Raw genomic sequence first — 17,620 nt, 5'->3', positions numbered from 1 at the left:
GTGACGGAGGGGGCGGTTCCCCCGGCGCGCCACGCGCAGCGCGTCCGCGCCGTCGGGTACTGGGCGCGCGAGACGCTGGACGGCGGCGAGCCCTACGGCGACTATCAGTCGATGGGACTGTCCAACCGGCAGTACGGCATCCTGCGGGAGGTCGTGAACGCGGCACGGGCCAAGGAGCGGGACCAAGGCGCCCCGGCCGCCGGCGAGTTGATCGGCCGCCAGGTGCGCCGGGCGGGTGCCGAGCGGTACCGCGACGGTGCTCCGGGCGTCGGCCCGTGGCAGCGATGAGCGGCATCGGACCGGTCGAGCCGGGCGAGGACACCCGCGTCCGGGACACCCCGCAGCCCCGGCCGCGCGGGCGCCTCGCGCTGCGCTACGCGCGCCACCGCAGGACGGTCCTCGCCTCCGGCGCCGCCCTCGTCGTCCTGGCGGGCGGCGGCTACCTGTACGCGAGCCGTCCGCAGCCGCGGCCCGCTCCCCCGCCGCCCTACCCCTCCCAGGCGGTCGACCTCGTCTACGCGGCCCCCGCGGCCGGCTCGCCGGGGGCCACGGGCGGCGGCTACCGCTTCACGGTGCTGCTGACCGTGCGGTCGGGACCGCCCGTCACCGTGACGCGGCTGACCCAGCCCTACGACGGCCTGTCGGTGACGTCCTCCCCCGCGGCACCTTTCCAGACAAATTCGCATTTCACCCGAAAGATCACTGTCACGCTACGGGTGACGGAATGTGAAAAAGCGCCCCGGAATCCCGGACTCCCTTTCCTGGATGTAACACTGCGTAATGCGCGCGCAATAGAAGCCCACAGTTTCATCCTGGGGACGCGCTATGCGCGGGACCTCTCCCAGGCCCTTGAAGTCGCCTGTGGCAACGATTCAAGGTAACTACCAAAACGCCCGAGACGCCTGAACTCGGGCCGCCGGTCCTGCGAGTTCTCAGCATGCGGACAGGGCGAATCAGCCTGAATTCAGCCCTTCTTCCCAGCGAGTACCGCTCTGCAATACCCGATGTCATAACAAGAGAGTCACAGCCTCAGTCAGACCCTCCTCCACCTTCCCCACACACGCTTAGAGTCACGGCCAGTCACCGCGCCGTCCGATAGTCATCTCGGTCCAGCGCTCGACTCGGCCGTTTCCACGGGGAGGCGGCTGTGCCAGGGAAAGGACTGATCGTGCGTCAACGTTCGCTCATCGCCATCACCGCCGCTCTGGCGGCGGGAGCGCTCACCCTCACCGCCTGCGGCTCGCGCGACGACGACGGCGGGTCGGACTCCGGCAACGGCGGCGGCGGTGGCACCACCGTCGTCATCGGTGTCGACGCCCCGCTGACCGGCGACCTGTCCGCGCTGGGCCTCGGCATCAAGAACTCGGTGGACCTCGCGGCCAAGACGGCCAACAAGGACAAGACCGTCGACGGCATCACCTTCAAGGTCGAGGCCCTCGACGACCAGGGCCAGCCCTCCGTGGGCCAGCAGAACGCCACCAAGCTCGTCGCCGACGACGACGTCCTCGGTGTCGTCGGCCCGCTGAACTCCTCGGTCGGCGAGTCCATGCAGAAGGTCTTCGACACGGCCAAGCTGGTCGAGGTCTCCCCGGCCAACACCAACCCCGCCCTCACCCAGGGCGTGGACTGGCAGAAGGAGAAGGTCCGGCCCTACAAGTCGTACTTCCGCACCGCGACCACGGACGCCGTCCAGGGCCCGTTCGCCGCGCAGTACGTCTACAACGACGCCAAGAAGAAGAAGGTCTTCGTCATCGACGACAAGAAGACCTACGGCGCCGGTCTGGCCGCCACCTTCACCGAGGAGTTCAAGAAGCTCGGCGGCCAGGTCGCGGGCACCGAGCACATCAACCCGGACACCAAGGACTTCAACGCGGTCGCCACCAAGGTCAAGAACTCCGGCGCCGACGTCGTCTACTACGGCGGCGAATACCCGCAGGCCGGCCCGCTCAGCAAGCAGATCAAGGCCGCCGGTGCCAAGATCCCGGTGGTCGGCGGTGACGGCATCTACAGCGCCGACTTCATCAAGCTCGCCGGCGCCAGCGGCACCGGTGACCTCGCGACCTCCGTCGGCGCCCCGGTCGAGGAGCTGCCCTCCGCCAAGGAGTTCGTCGCCAACTACAAGGCCGCCGGTTACAAGGAGGCCTACGAGGCGTACGGCGGCTACTCCTACGACTCCGCCTGGGCGATCATCGAGGCCGTCAAGAAGGTCGTCGAGGACAACGACGGGAAGCTTCCCGACGACGCCCGCGCCAAGGTCACCGAGGCCATGCAGAACGTCTCCTTCGACGGTGTGACCGGAAAGGTCTCCTTCGACGAGTTCGGTGACGCGACGAACAAGCAGCTCACCGTGTACGCCGTCAAGGACGGTGCCTGGGCGTCGGTGAAGTCCGGCACCTACACCGGCTGACCCACCTCCGCATCACTGATCACGTGATCACGAGCCGCGCGGGGCGCTGTTCCACAGGCGCCCCGCGCGGACTCGCATCCGGCCACATCCGTCGAAATTTCCGAACGTCTCGGAGGACATGCGGTGAACGAACTGCCGCAGCAGCTGGTCAACGGCCTGCTACTGGGATCCATGTACGGGCTGGTCGCCATCGGCTACACGATGGTCTATGGCATCGTCCAGCTCATCAACTTCGCCCACGGCGAGATCTTCATGACCGGCGCCTTCGGCGCGCTCACGGTCTATCTGTACATCCTGCCCGACGGCACCTCCATGCTGATCGCCCTTCCCCTCATGCTCATCGGCGCGATGGTGGTCGCCGTCACCGTGGCCGTCGGCGCGGAACGGTTCGCCTATCGCCCGTTGCGCGGGGCCCCCCGCCTCGCCCCCCTCATCACCGCGATCGGCCTCTCCCTCGCCCTCCAGCAGGCGGTGTGGGCCTGGTACCCCGGCGCCAAGTCGAAGATCAGCTTCCCGCAGATCGAGGGCGGGCCGTTCCACATCGGCAGCGTCACCATCCAGACCGGCGACATCTTCCTGCTCGTCGCGGCCCCGGTCAGCATGGCCATCCTCGCCTACTTCGTGATGCGCACCCGCACCGGACGCGGCATGCAGGCCACCGCGCAGGACCCGGACACCGCCAAGCTGATGGGTGTCAACACGGACCGCATCATCGTGGTCGCCTTCGCCCTCGGTGCCGTGTTCGCCGCCGTCGGTGGTGTCGCCAACGGCCTGAAGTACGGCGACATCGACTTCCGGATGGGCTTCATCCTCGGTCTCAAGGCCTTCACCGCCGCCGTCCTCGGCGGCATCGGCAACATCTACGGCGCCATGATCGGCGGCGTCGTCCTCGGTGTCGCCGAAACCCTGGCCACCGCCTACATCGCCGACGTGCCCGGTCTGGACAAGCTCGGCAGCCAGTCCTGGGCGGACGTCTGGGCCTTCATCCTCCTCATCCTCGTGCTGCTGTTCAGGCCACAGGGCCTGCTCGGCGAACGCGTTGCGGACAGGGCGTGACACCGATGACCACACAGACCACCGCTCCGAAGACGGCCGGCGCCTCCGCCGCCGCCGACACCCCCGGCCTCATCGGCATACCCGCGCCCCTCGGCCGTGCTCTCGCCACCGGCGGCGGCGTCCTCACCGTCGTCTCCACCTTCCTGGCCTGGACGTGGACCGCCGAGTTCCCCGGCGACCTCACCGTCTACGGCTACCCGGGCGGCCTCCAGGTGCTGGTGCTGGTGGCCGGCGCCCTCACCACCCTGTTCGGCCTCGCCTCGTACGGCGTCAAGGGGCTGCGCTGGCTCGTGCCCGCCGGCGCCGACGCGGCGCTGAAGTTCGCCGCCCTCGCCGCCTTCGCGACCACCTGGTACACGATCGTCGCGATCAGCGCCCAGCTCGGCGGCCTGGTCAACCTGGAGCCCGGCGGCTACGTCGCCGCGGCCGCCACCCTGCTCGCCCTCGTCGGCTCCCTCGCGCTCCCCTTCGAGCGCCCCGAGCCGGACCCGATCGACCCCGACGACACCGGCTGGGAGCAGTTCAAGCACAGTGCCTCCCACAGCTGGCAGACCGTCAGGGCGGCCTTCGCCACCGGCACCCCGCGCCCCGTGCGCGCCCTGCCGTCCTACGCCGAGATCCTGATCATCGTCGCCGTCCTCGCGATCGCCCTGCTCGTCTTCACCTACGGCATCGGCACCGAGTACGACGAGCTCTTCGTCGGATTCCTGATCGTCTCCGGTCTCGGCTTCGCCGCCGTGCACCGGGCCGGCCTGATCGCCCAGGCCACCGAGATCACCTCCCGGCACCAGAACATCACCGTGTGCGGCGCGTTCGTCGCGGCGGCCTGCTTCCCCTTCACGCAGTCCGACGACCAGTACGCCACCCTCGGCGTCTACATCCTCATCTTCGCCACGGTCGCCCTGGGCCTGAACATCGTCGTCGGCCTCGCGGGCCTGCTCGACCTCGGTTACGTCGCCTTCCTCGGCGTCGGCGCCTACGCGGCCGCGCTGGTCTCCGGTTCGCCCAGCTCGCCGTTCGACGTGCACTTCCCGTTCTGGGCCGCGGTCATCGTCGGTGCCCTCGCCTCGCTGATCTTCGGTGTGCTCATCGGCGCCCCGACCCTGCGGCTGCGCGGCGACTACCTCGCCATCGTGACGCTCGGCTTCGGTGAGATCTTCCGCATCACCGCCAACAACCTGGACGGCACCTCGGGACCGGACCTCACCAACGGCTCCAACGGCGTCTCGTCCATCCCGGACCTCAAGGTCCTCGGTCTGGACCTCGGCGTCCAGCACGACGTCGGCGGCTTCACGATCGGCCGGTTCGCCAACTACTTCTTCCTGATGCTGATCATCACGGCCGTCGTCGTCCTCGTCTTCCGGCGCAGCGGTGACTCCCGTATCGGCCGGGCCTGGGTCGCCATCCGCGAGGACGAGACCGCCGCTCTGGCGATGGGCATCAACGGCTTCCGCGTCAAGCTCATCGCGTTCGCCGTCGGCGCCACCCTCGCGGGCCTGGCCGGCACCGTGCAGGCGCACGTGACCTACACGGTCACGCCCGAGCAGTACCTCTTCGCGGGCACCACCCCGCCCAACTCCGCCTTCCTGCTCGCCGCGGTCGTGCTCGGCGGCATGGGCACCATCGCGGGTCCGCTCATCGGCGCCTCGCTGCTCTTCCTGATCCCCAACAAGCTCCAGTTCCTCGGCGACTACCAGCTCTTCGCCTTCGGACTCGCGCTCGTCCTGCTCATGCGCTTCCGTCCCGAAGGCCTCATCGCCAACCGGCGCCGCAAGCTGGAATTCCACGAAGAGGCCGAAGCGCCCACCACCCTGAGCAAGACAGGGGCCTGACCACCATGACCACCGACACCACCACCAAGGACACCGCACCGGGCGCCCCGGCCCCCGGCACCACCATCCTCGACGCGCGCGGTGTCACGATGCGCTTCGGCGGACTGACCGCCGTCAACGGCGTCGACCTCACCGTCGACAGCGGCGAGATCGTGGGCCTGATCGGCCCCAACGGCGCCGGCAAGACGACCTTCTTCAACTGCCTGACCGGCCTCTACACCCCGACCGAGGGCGAGGTCCGCTACAAGGGCCGGGTCCTGCCGGCCAAGTCCTTCAAGGTGACCGCCGCCGGCATCGCCCGCACCTTCCAGAACATCCGGCTGTTCGGCAACATGACGGTGCTGGAGAACGTCCTTGTCGGCCGGCACACGCGGACCAAGGAGGGCTTCTGGTCGGCCGTGCTGCGCGGTCCCGGCTTCCACCGCGCGGAGAAAACCTCCCGGGAACGCGCCATGGAACTCCTGGAGTTCGTGGGCCTCGCGCCCAAGGCCGACCACCTCGCGCGCAACCTGCCCTACGGCGAGCAGCGCAAGCTGGAGATCGCCCGCGCGCTGGCCAGCGAGCCGGGGCTGCTGCTCCTGGACGAGCCGACGGCCGGCATGAACCCGCAGGAGACGCGGGCCACCGAGGAACTGGTCTTCGCCATCCGCGACCAGGGCATCGCCGTCCTCGTCATCGAGCACGACATGCGGTTCATCTTCAACCTCTGCGACCGCGTCGCCGTGCTCGTGCAGGGCGAGAAGCTCGTCGAGGGCGACAGCGCCACGGTGCAGGGCGACGAACGCGTGGTCGCCGCCTACCTCGGCGAGCCCCTGGAGAACGACCCCGGTGCCACGGAGGCGGCCGAGGTGGAGGCCGCCGAGGCGGCGCAGGCATCGGGAGCGGACACCACCACGGACACCGCGGCCGGCAAGGAGAACGACCGATGACCGCACTGCTCGAGGTCGAGGACCTCCGCGTCGCCTACGGCAAGATCGAGGCCGTCAAGGGCATCTCCTTCACGGTGGACGCCGGTGAGGTGGTCACCCTCATCGGCACCAACGGCGCCGGCAAGACCACGACGCTGCGCACCCTGTCGGGGCTGCTGAAGCCGGTCGGCGGCCAGATCAAGTTCGGCGGCAAGTCGCTCAAGAAGGTGCCCGCGCACCAGATCGTCTCGCTCGGGCTCGCCCACTCGCCCGAGGGGCGGCACATCTTCCCGCGCATGACGATCGAGGACAATCTGCGCCTCGGCGCCTTCCTGCGCAGCGACAGGGCGGGCATCGAGAAGGACATCCAGCGCGCCTACGACCTCTTCCCGATCCTCGGTGAGCGCCGCAAGCAGGCCGCGGGCACCCTGTCCGGCGGTGAGCAGCAGATGCTCGCCATGGGCCGTGCCCTGATGTCCCAGCCCAAGTTGCTCATGCTCGACGAGCCCTCCATGGGCCTCTCGCCGATCATGATGCAGAAGATCATGGCGACGATCGCGGAGCTGAAGTCCCAGGGCACCACGATCCTGCTCGTGGAGCAGAACGCCCAGGCCGCCCTGTCCCTGGCCGACCACGGCCACGTCATGGAGGTCGGCAACATCGTCCTGTCCGGCAGCGGCCAGGACCTGCTGCACGACGAGTCGGTCCGCAAGGCCTACCTCGGCGAGGACTGAGGCCCCCGAGGAACCGCACGGCTGAGGCCCGCTCCCCCACCGGGGACGCGGGCCTCACTCGTACGCCGGAGGGCTCAGCCCTTGGACGCCTTCTTCTCCTCGGCGTCCTGGATGACCGCCTCGGCCACCTGCTGCATCGACATCCGCCGGTCCATCGAGGTCTTCTGGATCCAGCGGAAGGCGGCCGGCTCGGTCAGCCCGTACTCCGTCTGGAGCACCGACTTGGCGCGGTCCACCAGCTTGCGGGTCTCCAGGCGCTGGCTGAGGTCGGCGACCTCCTTCTCCAGCGCCTTCAGCTCCGTGAACCGCGAGACGGCCATCTCGATCGCCGGCACGACGTCGCTCTTGCTGAACGGCTTCACGAGGTACGCCATGGCTCCGGCGTCCCGGGCCCGCTCCACCAGGTCGCGCTGCGAGAAGGCGGTCAGCATCAGCACCGGCGCAATGGACTCCTCGGCGATCTTCTCGGCCGCGGAGATGCCGTCGAGCTTGGGCATCTTGACGTCCAGGATCACCAGGTCGGGCCGGTGCTCGCGGGCCAGTTCCACGGCCTGCTCACCGTCACCGGCCTCACCGACGACGGAGTACCCCTCCTCCTCCAGCATCTCTTTGAGGTCCAGCCGGATGAGCGCCTCGTCCTCGGCGATGACGACACGGGTCGTCAGCGGAGGAACGTGCGACTGGTCGTCGTCGGGCACGTCAACGGGCTGGGGCGACTCGGGGGCGGTCACGTGGGCTCCTCGTTCGGGGCAGGGGTACTGCTGACAAGAGCCTACCTAGCTCCTGTATGTTTGAGTCACCGAGGGGCTACACTGACCTTCGGTTCGAAGAGGCTCCGGTAGTCCAATCGGCAGAGACGATGCCCTCAAAAGGCATTCAGTGTGGGTTCGAGTCCCACCCGGGGCACTTTACCTTCGTTTCGAAGGCATCCCGAAGCCGCCGCGGGGACACCCGTTCAGCGGTCGTCCTCCCCGATGTGGTGCACCCGCACCAGGTTCGTGGTGCCGGACACCCCCGGCGGAGAGCCGGCCGTGATGACCACGGTGTCCCCCTTCTCGCACCGCCCGTACCGGGTGAGCAGTTCGTCCACCTGGTCGACCATCGCGTCCGTGGAGTCCACGTGCGGGCCGAGGAAGGTCTCCACGCCCCAGGTCAGGCTCAGTTGCGAGCGGGTCGCCGGTTCCGGGGTGAAGGCGAGCAGCGGAATGGGTGAGCGGTAGCGGGACAGGCGGCGGACGGTGTCGCCGGACTGGGTGAAGGCGACCAGGAACTTCGCGCCGAGGAAGTCGCCCATCTCGGCCGCCGCGCGGGCCACCGCACCGCCCTGGGTGCGGGGCTTGTTGCGCTCGGTCAGCGGGGGCAGCCCCTTGGCCAGGATGTCCTCCTCGGCCGCCTCGACGATCCGGGCCATCGTGCGCACCGTGTCGGTCGCGTGCTTGCCCACGCTGGTCTCGCCGGAGAGCATCACCGCGTCCGTGCCGTCGATGACCGCGTTGGCGACGTCGGAGGCCTCCGCGCGGGTCGGGCGGGCGTTGTCGATCATCGAGTCGAGCATCTGGGTGGCGACGATGACCGGCTTGGCGTTGCGCTTGGCCAGCTTGATGGCGCGCTTCTGGACGATCGGCACCTGCTCCAGGGGCATCTCGACGCCGAGGTCGCCGCGGGCGACCATGATCCCGTCGAAGGCCGCGACGATGTCCTCGATGTTCTCCACGGCCTGCGGCTTCTCGACCTTGGCGATGACGGGCAGGCGGCGGCCCTCCTCGTCCATGATGCGGTGCACCTCGAGGACGTCCCGGCCGCTGCGCACGAAGGACAGCGCGACGACGTCGAAGCCGCTGCGCAGCGCCCAGCGCAGGTCGTCCTCGTCCTTCTTCGACAGGGCGGGCACGGACACCGCGACGCCGGGCAGGTTGAGGCCCTTGTGGTCGGAGACCATGCCGCCCTCGATCACCCTGGTGCGCACGCGCGGCCCGTCGACGCCGGTCACCTCCAGGCAGACCCGGCCGTCGTCGACGAGGACGCGTTCACCGGGGGTGACGTCCTCGGCGAGGCCCGCGTAGGTCGTGCCGCAGGTGTGGCGGTCGCCCTCGACGCCCTCCTCGACGGTGATGGTGAAGCTGTCGCCGCGTTCAAGGAGTACCGGGCCCTCACCGAAGTGGCCGAGCCGGATCTTCGGACCCTGAAGGTCGGCGAGGGTGCCGACACTGCGGCCCGTCTCGTCGGACGCCTTGCGGACCCGGCGGTAGCGCTCCTCGTGCTCGGCGTGGGTGCCGTGGCTGAAATTGAAGCGGGCGATGTCCATACCGGCGTCGACCAGGTCCTTGATCTGGTCGTACGAGTCGGTGGCGGGCCCAAGAGTACAGACGATCTTTGCTCGGCGCATGAGTCGAGCCTATGACTTACTGCCGGGTAGCGAATTGGCCACGCATGACCACTCAACAACCTTTGAGTAAAGGGATATTGACAAGTGTTGAATTGCGCGGCGGGCCGCTCCGATGAGCATTCGAGTGGGACTGCGCCTCTTGACAGAAGACATGTCCAGGACAGAATCTACGCGCGTTGCCCCTGTCTGCGCGGGTCCACCGAGGAGAGTCAGTCATGCCGTTGAACCGCCGCACGTTCCTGAGCAGGTCCGCCGTGACGGGGGCGGGGGTCGCCCTGGCCGGCGCGGCGGCTGCTCCGGCGGCCGAGGCCGCGGCCCCCGCGCACCCGGGCCGCCGGAAGCCCAAGCGGTACGCGCTGACCGTGCTCGGCACCACCGACCTGCACGGACACGTCTTCAACTGGGACTACTTCAAGGACGCCGAGTACACGGACACGGCGGGCAACGCCCAGGGCCTCGGCCGGATCTCCACCCTGGTGAACCAGGTCCGCGAGGAGAAGGGCCGCCACAACACCCTGCTGCTGGACGCGGGCGACACCATTCAGGGCACCCCGCTGACGTACTACTACGCGAAGGTGGACCCGATCACCGCCGAGGGCGGTCCGGTGCACCCGATGGCGCAGGCGATGAACGCCATCGGCTACGACGCGGTGGCCCTCGGCAACCACGAGTTCAACTACGGCATCGAGACGCTGCGCCGGTTCGAGGAGCAGTGCGACTTCCCGCTGCTCGGCGCGAACGCGGTCGACGCCAAGACCCTGAAGCCCGCCTTCCCGCCGTACTTCATGAAGACGTTCCGGGTAAAGGGCGCGCCGCCGGTGAAGGTGGCGGTGCTGGGGCTGACCAACCCGGGCATCGCGATCTGGGACAAGGCGTACGTGCAGGGGAAGCTGGCCTTCCCGGGCCTGGAGGAGCAGGCGGCCAAGTGGGTGCCGAAGCTGCGCTCGATGGGCGCGGACGTGGTGGTCGTCTCCGCCCACTCGGGCTCCTCGGGCACGTCCTCCTACGGTGACCAGGTCCCCTACGTGGAGAACGCGGCGGCCAACGTGGCCCGGCAGGTGCCGGGCATCGACGCGATCCTCGTCGGGCACGCGCACGAGGAGATCGCCGAGCTGAAGGTCGTCAACGAGGAGACCGGGAAGACGGTCGTGCTGTCGGAGCCGCTGTGCTACGCCGAGCGGCTCACCCTGTTCGACTTCGAGCTGGTCTTCGAGCGGGGCCGCTGGCACGTCGAGTCGGTCAAGGCGTCGCTGCGCAACTCCAACGCGGTCGAGGACGACCCGCGGATCACGAGGCTGCTGGCGGACGAGCACGCGAAGGTGGTGGCGTACGTCAACCAGGTCGTCGGCACCGCCACCGAGACGCTGACGACGGTCGAGGCGCGGTACAAGGACGCCCCGATCATCGACCTGATCACCACGGTGCAGGAGGACGTGGTCAAGCAGGCGCTGGCGGGCACGGAGTACGCCTCGCTGCCGGTCCTCGCGCAGGCGTCGCCCTTCTCGCGGACCTCCGAGATCCCGGCCGGCGAGGTGACGATCCGGGACCTGTCGAGCCTGTACGTGTACGACAACACGCTGGTCGCCAAGCTGCTGACGGGCGCACAGTTGCGGGCGTACCTGGAGTACTCGGCGGAGTACTACGTGCGGACGGCCGCCGGTGCGCCGGTGGACGTGGCCAAGCTGACCAACGCGAACGGCCGTCCGGACTACAACTACGACTACGTCTCGGGCCTGACGTACGAGATCGACATCGCGCAGCCGGCCGGCTCCCGGATCAAGAACCTCACCTACGGCGGTGCCCCGCTGGACGACGCCCGGCAGTTCGTGCTGGCCGTGAACAACTACCGGGCCAACGGCGGCGGCGCCTTCCCGCACGTGGCGTCGGCCAAGGAGCTGTGGTCGGAGTCGACGGAGATCCGCACCCGGATCGCGGAGTGGGCGACCGCGAAGGGCGTGCTGGACCCGAAGGACTTCGCGTCCGTGAACTGGTCGCTGACGCGCGACGGCACGCCGGTGTTCTGACGGGCTCGGGCCCGGCGCGGCCGCCTCCTCAGATTCCGTCCACCAGGGGGGTGAGCGCCCGGTGGTGGCGCGCGGACGGGATCTGGGGCCGGCCGCCCTCCAGGCCGAAGGTGGTGAAGGCGGTGCGGGCGGGCAGCGGGTACGGCTCCCGCCCGGTGAGGTCGTTGAGGATGGTCGCGCTGCGCCAGGCGGCGAGGCCCAGGTCGGGCGTGCCGACCCCGTGGGTGTGCGTCTCGGCGTTCTGCACGTAGACGGAGCCGGTGACACACGGGTCCAGGACGAGGCGGTGGCGGTCGTCGACGCGGGGGCGTTCGGAGTTGTCGCGCCGCATGTAGGGGTCGAGACCGGCGAGGAGGCGGCCGAGCGGGCGTTCGCGGTGGCCGGTGGCGAGGACGACGGCGTCGGTGGTGAGGCGGGAGCGGGTCTTCTGCTGCTCGTGTTCCAGGTGGAGTTCGACCTGGGTGGCGGCGATGCGGCCGGCGGTGCGGACGTGGACGCCGGGAGTGAGGGTGGTGTCGGGCCAGCCCCCGTCGAGGGTGCGCCGGTACAGCTCGTCGTGGATGGCGGCGGTGGTGTCGGCGTCGATGCCCTTGTGCAGCTGCCACTGGGCGGCGACGAGGCGGTCGCGGACCGGTTCGGCCAGGCCGTGGAAGTAGCGGGTGTAGTCGGGGGTGAAGTGTTCGAGGCCGAGCTTGGAGTACTCCATGGGCGCGAGGGCCCCGGTGCGGCCCAGCCAGTGCAGCCGCTCGCGGCCCGCGGGGCGGTGGCGGAGCAGGTCGAGGAAGACCTCCGCGCCGGACTGGCCGGTGCCGATGACGGTGACGTGCCCGGCGGCCAGGAGCGTGTCGCGGTGGCGGAGGTAGTCGGCGGCGTGCACGACGGGGACGGTGGGGTCCTCGACGAGCGGCCTGAGCGGGTCGGGGACGTGGGGTTCGGTGCCGATGCCGAGGACGACGTTCCTGGTGTGGGTGCGGCCGAGGGCCTCGGCCTCCCCGGCGGTGTCGAGCTGGGTGTAGTCGACCTCGAAGAGGTCGCGGTCGGGGTTCCAGCGGACCGCGTCGACCTGGTGGTGGAAGCGGAGCGCGGGCAGGTTCTCGGCGACCCAGCGGCAGTAGGCGTCGTACTCGGCGCGCTCGATGTGGAAGCGTTCGGCGAAGTAGAAGGGGAAGAGGCGTTCTCTGGCCCTGAGGTGGTTGAGGAAGGTCCAGGGGCTCGCCGGGTCGACGAGGGTGACCAGGTCGGCGAGGAAGGGCACCTGGACGCGGGCGCCGTCGAGGAGCAGGCCGGGGTGCCAGCGGAAGTCGGGGCGCTGGTCGTAGAAGACGGCGTCGAGGCCGGTGAGGGGGTCGGCGAGGGCCGCGAGGGAGAGGTTGAAGGGGCCGATGCCGATGCCGACGAGGTCCCGGGGGGCGTCGGGGGTGTGGTGCGCGGGGGTGTTCATCGCGGGACGTGTCCTTCCACGAGCGTCAAGAGTGCTGCGAGGTCGTCTGGGCGAGTGTGCGGGTTCAGCAGGGTCGCCTTGAGCCAGAGCCGGCCGTCGGCGCGGGCTCGGCCGAGGACGGCGCGGCCGGTGGTGAGCAGCGCGCGGCGTACGGCGGCGACGTCGTCGTCGGTCGCTCGCGCGGGCCGGAACAGGACCGTGCTGAGGGCGGGCGGGGCGTGCAGTGCGAACCCGGGGTGGGCCTCGACCAGCCCGGCGAACTCCCCGGCCAGGGAGCAGACCGCGTCGACGAGGGCGCCCAGTCCGGCGCGGCCCAGGGTCTTGAGGGTGACGGCGGTCTTCAGGACGTCGGGGCGGCGGCTGGTGCGCGGGGAGCGCCCGAGAAGATCGGGGAGGCCCGCCTCGGTGTCGTCGTCGGCGTTGAGGTAGTCGGCGCGGTGGTGGAGGGCGGCGAGGTCGTCGGCGTCCGTGACGGTGAGGAAGCCGGCCGGGATCGGCTGCCAGCCGAGCTTGTGCAGGTCCAGGGTGACGGTGTCGGCGGCCTCCAGTCCCGCGAGCCGGGCGCGGTGCCGGTCGCTGAACAGGAGGCCGGCGCCGTAGGCGGCGTCGACGTGGAGGCGGGCGCCGTGGGCGGCGCAGCGGTCGGCGATCCCGGGCAGCGGGTCGATGAGCCCGGCGTCGGTGGTGCCCGCGGTGGCGGCGACGAGGTGCGGGCCGGGGGTCCGGGTGAGGGCCTCGTCCAGGGCGGCCGGGTCGAGGGTGCCGGCGGGGGCGGGGACGACGACGGGTGCGGGCAGGCCGAGGAGCCAGGCGGCGCGGGGCAGCGAGTGGTGGGCGCCGGCTGCGTGGACCAGCCGCAGGCCCGCGCCGTGCCGTTCGCGGGCGAGCAGGACGGCGAGCTGGTTGGACTCGGTGCCGCCGGTGGTGACGACGGCGTCGGCGGCGCCGGTCTCCCGGGCGAGGGCGCGGGTGACGAGGGCTTCCAGGGCGGAGGCGGCGGGTGCCTGGTCCCAGGAGTCGAGGGAGGGGTTGAGGACGCTCGCGGCCAGGTCGGCGGCGGCCGCGACGGCGAGCGGCGGGGTGTGCAGGTGGGCGGCGCACAGCGGGTGGGCGGGGTCGGCGGCGCCCTCGGCGAGCGCGGTGACCAGGACGCGGAGCGCCTCGGGGTCGCCCCGGTCGGGCAGGATGTCGCCGGCCGCGTCCGCCACCCGGGCGGCGACGGCACCGGGGCCGCCCGCGGGCAGCGGACCGCCGCGCCGGGCCGTGCCGGCGCGCAGGGCGTCGAGCACGGTGTCGAGCAGGGGCCGCAGGGCGTCGGTGCCGTGCGGTCCCGAGGCGAGGGGCGGCATGCCCATGAGCTGTCCTCCGGGCACGGGGGCTGGGGTTACAGCTTCCACGCGGAAGGGCGCGTACGCCCGGACAGCCCAGTGACCACAACCCGAAAGGGGTATCCCCCGCCCCCCCGGCCGGGTCGCGGTCGGTCCCCCGCGGCCGGTCCGCCTCCGCGCCCGGGACGCCCCGGGGCGGACCGGCCGGGTCCGGCGCGTCAGTCCGTGTTCGCCTCCCGCACCCGCAGGGCGCGTGCCAGGTCGTCGAGCTGGTCGGCGAGCTTGCGGCGCAGGGCGGGGACCCGAAAGGGTATCCCCCCCGGCTCCCGGCCGGGTCCCGACCGGTCCCCCGCGGCCGGTCCGTCCCCGCGCCCGGGACGCCCCGGGGCGGACCGGCCGGGTCCGGTGCGTCAGTCCGTGTTGGCCTCCCGCACCCGCAGGGCGCGTGCCAGGTCGTCGAGCTGGTCGGCGAGCTTGCGGCGCAGGGCGGGGATCGGGTCGGCGTCCGCGAGGCACTCCCGGCCGAGGCGGAGGGTGTCGGCGTCGACGGCGTGGGCGGGGAAGGCCCAGCGTCCTGCGGCGTCGGCGATGGCGGGGCCGCGGCGGGCGGCGAGCGCGACGGCCTCGGGGTAGTAGCGCGGTACGTACTCCCGTACGAGGTCGGCCTGTTCGGGCTGCCAGAAGCCCTGGGCGGTGGCGGTGAACAGGTAGTTGGAGAGGTCGTCGGAGGCGAACATGGCGTCCCAGGCGCGGGCCTTGGCCTCGGCGTCGGGCAGCGCGGCGCGGCAGCGGGCGGCGCCCTCCTGGCCGGTGGCGCTCGGGTCGTCGGCCAGCTCGGCGGCGATGGCGTCCTCGTCGGTGGCGCCGAGGACGGCGAGCCGGGTGAGGATGCGCCAGCGCAGCTCGGGGTCGAGTTCGGGACCACCGGGCACGGTGCCGTCGGCGAGCCAGGCGGCGATGGTGTCGGGGTGGGCGGCCGTCGCGATGCGGTGGCGGACGGCGATCAGGCGCAGTCCGGGGTGGTCGCCGTCCTCGGTGCGGCGGATCAGGTCGCGGCACAGCTCGGCGAGGGTGTGCAGGGCGGCGGGCCGCTGCTCGGGGGTGACGTAGCGGTCGGCGACCTGGCCGGCGGCGAAGGCGAGGACGCCGTCGACGAGCGCGAGGTCCGTCTCGTGCGGGAGGTGGGCGCGGGCGATGTCCAGGTAGGCGGCGGCGGGGAGTTCGCCGTCGCGGACGGCGTCCCTGAGCGCGTTCCAGACGACGGCCCGGGTGAGCGGGTCGGGCAGTCCCGACAGGCTCTCGCGCAGGGTCCGGAAGGAGTCGGCGTCGAAGCGGACCTTGGCGTAGCTCAGATCGCCGTCGTTGAGCACGACCAGGGCGGGGAGCTTGCCGATGGGCCGGGGCTCGGCCTGGGGGACGTCGAGGTCGAGGCGTTCGCGCGGGGTGAGGCGGCCCGCGTCGCCCGGGTTCTGGTCGTAGAGGCCGACGGTGATGCGGTGGGGGCGCTCGCCGGTGCGCCGGACGGTGAGGGCGCGGCTGCCGTTGTCGCCGGTGACGCTCGGGACGAGGGTGTCGACGCCGGTGGTGCGCAGCCACGCGTCGGCCCAGGCGTGGACGTCGCGGTCGGTGGCGGCGGCCAGCGAGTCGATGAAGTCGGCGAGGGAGGCGTTGGCGAACTTGTGCCGCTCGAAGTGGGTGTTGATGCCGGCCAGGAAGTCCTTCTCGCCGAGCCAGGCGACGAGCTGGCGCAGGGCGGAGGCGCCCTTGGCGTAGGAGATGCCGTCGAAGTTGAGCAGCGCGGAGGCGGTGTCCCGGACGTCCTCCGGGGCGACGGGGTGGGTGGAGGGGCGCTGGTCGGCGTCGTAGCCCCAGGCCTTGCGGGTGACGCCGAAGTCGGTCCAGGTGTCGGTGAAGCGGGTGGCCTCGGCGGTGGTCTGGTAGCCCATGTACTCGGCGAAGGACTCGTTCAGCCAGATGTCGTCCCACCAGCGCAGGGTGACGAGGTCGCCGAACCACATGTGGGCCATCTCGTGGGCGATGACCATGGCGCGGGTCTGCCGCTGGGTGTCGGTGACGGCGGAGCGGAAGACGAACTCGTCGCGGAAGGTGACCAGGCCGGGGTTCTCCATGGCGCCGGCGTTGAACTCGGGGACGAACGCCTGGTCGTAGGAGTCGAAGGGGTAGGGCTCGTCGAACTTCTCGTGGTAGCGGTCGAAGCAGGCCCGGGTGACCTCGAAGAGTTCGTCGGCGTCGGCGTCCAGGTGCGGGGCGAGCGAGCGGCGGCAGTGGATGCCGAAGGGCAGGCCGCGGTGTTCGGTGCGCACGGAGTGCCAGGGGCCGGCGGCGACGGCGACGAGGTAGGTGGAGATCAGCGGGGTGGTGGCGGCTTTCCAGCGGCCGTCGCCGGTGTGCTCGGTGACGCCGTTGGCGAGGACGGTCCAGCCCTCGGGGGCGGTCACGGTGAGGTCGAAGACGGCCTTGAGGTCGGGCTGGTCGAAGGCGGCGTAGACCCGCTGGATGTCGTCGAGGAAGAGCTGGGTGTAGACGTAGGTCTCGCCGTCGGCGGGGTCGGTGAAGCGGTGCATGCCCTCGCCGGTGCGGGAGTAGCGCATGGCGGCCTCGACGCGCAGCTCGTGCTCGCCGGGCGCGAGGTTCTTCAGCGCCAGCCGGTTCTCGTCCAGGGCGGCCGGGTCCAGGGGGTGTCCGTCCAGGGTGACGGTGCGCAGCTCGGCGGGCTTGACCTCGACGAACGTGTCCGTGCTGTCCGTGTCGCCGCGGACGGTGAACCGGATGACGGTCCGGGAGCCGAAGGTCTCGTCCCCACCGGTCAGATCGAGGTCGATCGCGTAGTGGTGGACGTCGAGGAGCCGGGCACGGGTCTGCGCTTCGTCGCGCGTCAGTACGGACATGCACGACATGCTGCCTGATGCGGTGGGCAGGGCACAGAGGCGGTTCGGTACGCGCCGTATGTCCGGTCCGTCGCGGCGGCGGTCGCGCTCCGCGGGCGGGCGCCCCCGCGGACGGGGGCGCGGCCCGTCTCAGTCGGAGGCCCGCGCGCCGCCGCCGTTGCTCTCCGCGATGCGCTCGTGGTGGTGGATCACCTCGGCGACGATGAAGTTCAGGAACTTCTCGGCGAACGCCGGGTCCAGCTTGGCGCTTTCGGCGAGGGTGCGCAGCCGGGCGATCTGCTGGGCCTCCCGGGCCGGGTCGGCGGGCGGCAGCCGGTGGCGGGCCTTGAGGTGGCCGACCTGCTGGGTGCACTTGAAGCGCTCGGCGAGCATGTGGACGACGGCCGCGTCGATGTTGTCGATACTGTCCCGCAGCCGGGCCAGCTCCTCGCGGACGGCGGGTTCGACGGCATCGGTACCGGTGTTGCTGGTGGTCATGGGCGCACACCCTACGGGCGCCGGCCCGGCTGTCGCAGACCGTCTCAGGCGCTGAACGCCGCCGGGTCCTCGTACAGTGGGAGCAGGGTTCAGGAGGCAGGGTCCAGGCGTCTTGGGG

14 protein-coding genes and 1 tRNA gene are annotated in these 17,620 nt (G+C 71.0%); 9 read left to right on the top strand and 6 right to left on the bottom strand.

Annotation, left to right across the window (positions count from 1 at the left end):
- From ACIRGB_RS23905 to ACIRGB_RS23875, 7 genes are all read left to right on the top strand, one after another.
- Window positions 1-288, top strand: a complete 288-nt coding sequence (locus tag ACIRGB_RS23905; protein WP_403868552.1) for a hypothetical protein — start codon at window positions 1-3, stop codon at window positions 286-288.
- Entirely contained in the window at window positions 285-881 is a 597-nt protein-coding gene (locus tag ACIRGB_RS23900) for a Tat pathway signal sequence domain protein (RefSeq protein ID WP_403868549.1), read from the top strand. The genes ACIRGB_RS23905 and ACIRGB_RS23900 overlap by 4 nt, the downstream gene beginning before the upstream one ends.
- Before the next feature lie 287 nt (window positions 882-1,168).
- The gene (locus tag ACIRGB_RS23895; protein ID WP_052841543.1) at window positions 1,169-2,407 is read left to right on the top strand and encodes a branched-chain amino acid ABC transporter substrate-binding protein; all 1,239 of its coding nucleotides are present in this window, start codon (window positions 1,169-1,171) and stop codon (window positions 2,405-2,407) included.
- A gap of 123 nt (window positions 2,408-2,530) precedes the next feature.
- Window positions 2,531-3,463, top strand: a complete 933-nt coding sequence (locus ACIRGB_RS23890) for a branched-chain amino acid ABC transporter permease (RefSeq protein ID WP_052841542.1) — start codon at window positions 2,531-2,533, stop codon at window positions 3,461-3,463.
- 5 nt (window positions 3,464-3,468) lie between these two features.
- Entirely contained in the window at window positions 3,469-5,295 is a 1,827-nt protein-coding gene (locus tag ACIRGB_RS23885; protein ID WP_403868544.1) for a branched-chain amino acid ABC transporter permease, read from the top strand.
- 5 nt (window positions 5,296-5,300) lie between these two features.
- The gene (locus tag ACIRGB_RS23880) at window positions 5,301-6,224 is read left to right on the top strand and encodes an ABC transporter ATP-binding protein (protein WP_403868541.1); all 924 of its coding nucleotides are present in this window, start codon (window positions 5,301-5,303) and stop codon (window positions 6,222-6,224) included.
- Window positions 6,221-6,937, top strand: a complete 717-nt coding sequence (locus ACIRGB_RS23875; RefSeq protein ID WP_403868538.1) for an ABC transporter ATP-binding protein — start codon at window positions 6,221-6,223, stop codon at window positions 6,935-6,937. The genes ACIRGB_RS23880 and ACIRGB_RS23875 overlap by 4 nt, the downstream gene beginning before the upstream one ends.
- Window positions 6,938-7,011: 74 nt before the next feature.
- Here the strand turns inward: ACIRGB_RS23875 and ACIRGB_RS23870 are convergent, their stop codons facing one another.
- Complete coding sequence (locus ACIRGB_RS23870; protein ID WP_403868535.1) at window positions 7,012-7,668, bottom strand: ANTAR domain-containing response regulator; 657 nt, start codon at window positions 7,666-7,668, stop codon at window positions 7,012-7,014.
- Window positions 7,669-7,769: 101 nt separating this feature from the next.
- On the opposite strand from ACIRGB_RS23870, the gene ACIRGB_RS23865 reads away from it, so the two are divergent.
- Window positions 7,770-7,843 (top strand) — tRNA-Leu (locus ACIRGB_RS23865).
- A 49-nt stretch (window positions 7,844-7,892) separates the two neighbouring features.
- Here ACIRGB_RS23865 and pyk read toward each other — a convergent pair.
- The gene (gene pyk / locus ACIRGB_RS23860; protein ID WP_403868532.1) at window positions 7,893-9,323 is read right to left on the bottom strand and encodes a pyruvate kinase; all 1,431 of its coding nucleotides are present in this window, start codon (window positions 9,321-9,323) and stop codon (window positions 7,893-7,895) included.
- A gap of 215 nt (window positions 9,324-9,538) precedes the next feature.
- Here pyk and ACIRGB_RS23855 point away from each other — a divergent pair, with 215 nt between their 5' ends.
- Entirely contained in the window at window positions 9,539-11,347 is a 1,809-nt protein-coding gene (locus ACIRGB_RS23855; RefSeq protein WP_403868529.1) for a bifunctional metallophosphatase/5'-nucleotidase, read from the top strand.
- A gap of 28 nt (window positions 11,348-11,375) precedes the next feature.
- On the opposite strand, the gene ACIRGB_RS23850 is transcribed toward ACIRGB_RS23855, so the two are convergent.
- From ACIRGB_RS23850 to ACIRGB_RS23835, 4 genes are all read right to left on the bottom strand, one after another.
- The gene (locus ACIRGB_RS23850) at window positions 11,376-12,788 is read right to left on the bottom strand and encodes a lysine N(6)-hydroxylase/L-ornithine N(5)-oxygenase family protein (protein WP_403868526.1); all 1,413 of its coding nucleotides are present in this window, start codon (window positions 12,786-12,788) and stop codon (window positions 11,376-11,378) included.
- Complete coding sequence (locus tag ACIRGB_RS23845; RefSeq protein WP_403868523.1) at window positions 12,785-14,143, bottom strand: pyridoxal phosphate-dependent decarboxylase family protein; 1,359 nt, start codon at window positions 14,141-14,143, stop codon at window positions 12,785-12,787. The genes ACIRGB_RS23850 and ACIRGB_RS23845 overlap by 4 nt, the downstream gene beginning before the upstream one ends.
- A 383-nt stretch (window positions 14,144-14,526) precedes the next feature.
- On the bottom strand, window positions 14,527-17,034 hold the full coding sequence (gene pepN / locus ACIRGB_RS23840; RefSeq protein ID WP_403868520.1) for an aminopeptidase N: 2,508 nt from the start codon (window positions 17,032-17,034) through the stop codon (window positions 14,527-14,529).
- Between the two features lie 120 nt (window positions 17,035-17,154).
- The gene (locus ACIRGB_RS23835; RefSeq protein WP_059299125.1) at window positions 17,155-17,502 is read right to left on the bottom strand and encodes a chorismate mutase; all 348 of its coding nucleotides are present in this window, start codon (window positions 17,500-17,502) and stop codon (window positions 17,155-17,157) included.
- Window positions 17,503-17,620: the final 118 nt, after the last annotated feature.

This window comes from Streptomyces sp. NPDC102490 (assembly GCF_044765285.1).
Taxonomy (GTDB): Bacteria; Actinomycetota; Actinomycetes; order Streptomycetales; family Streptomycetaceae; genus Streptomyces.
This window is presented reverse-complemented; position numbering and strand designations above follow the sequence as displayed.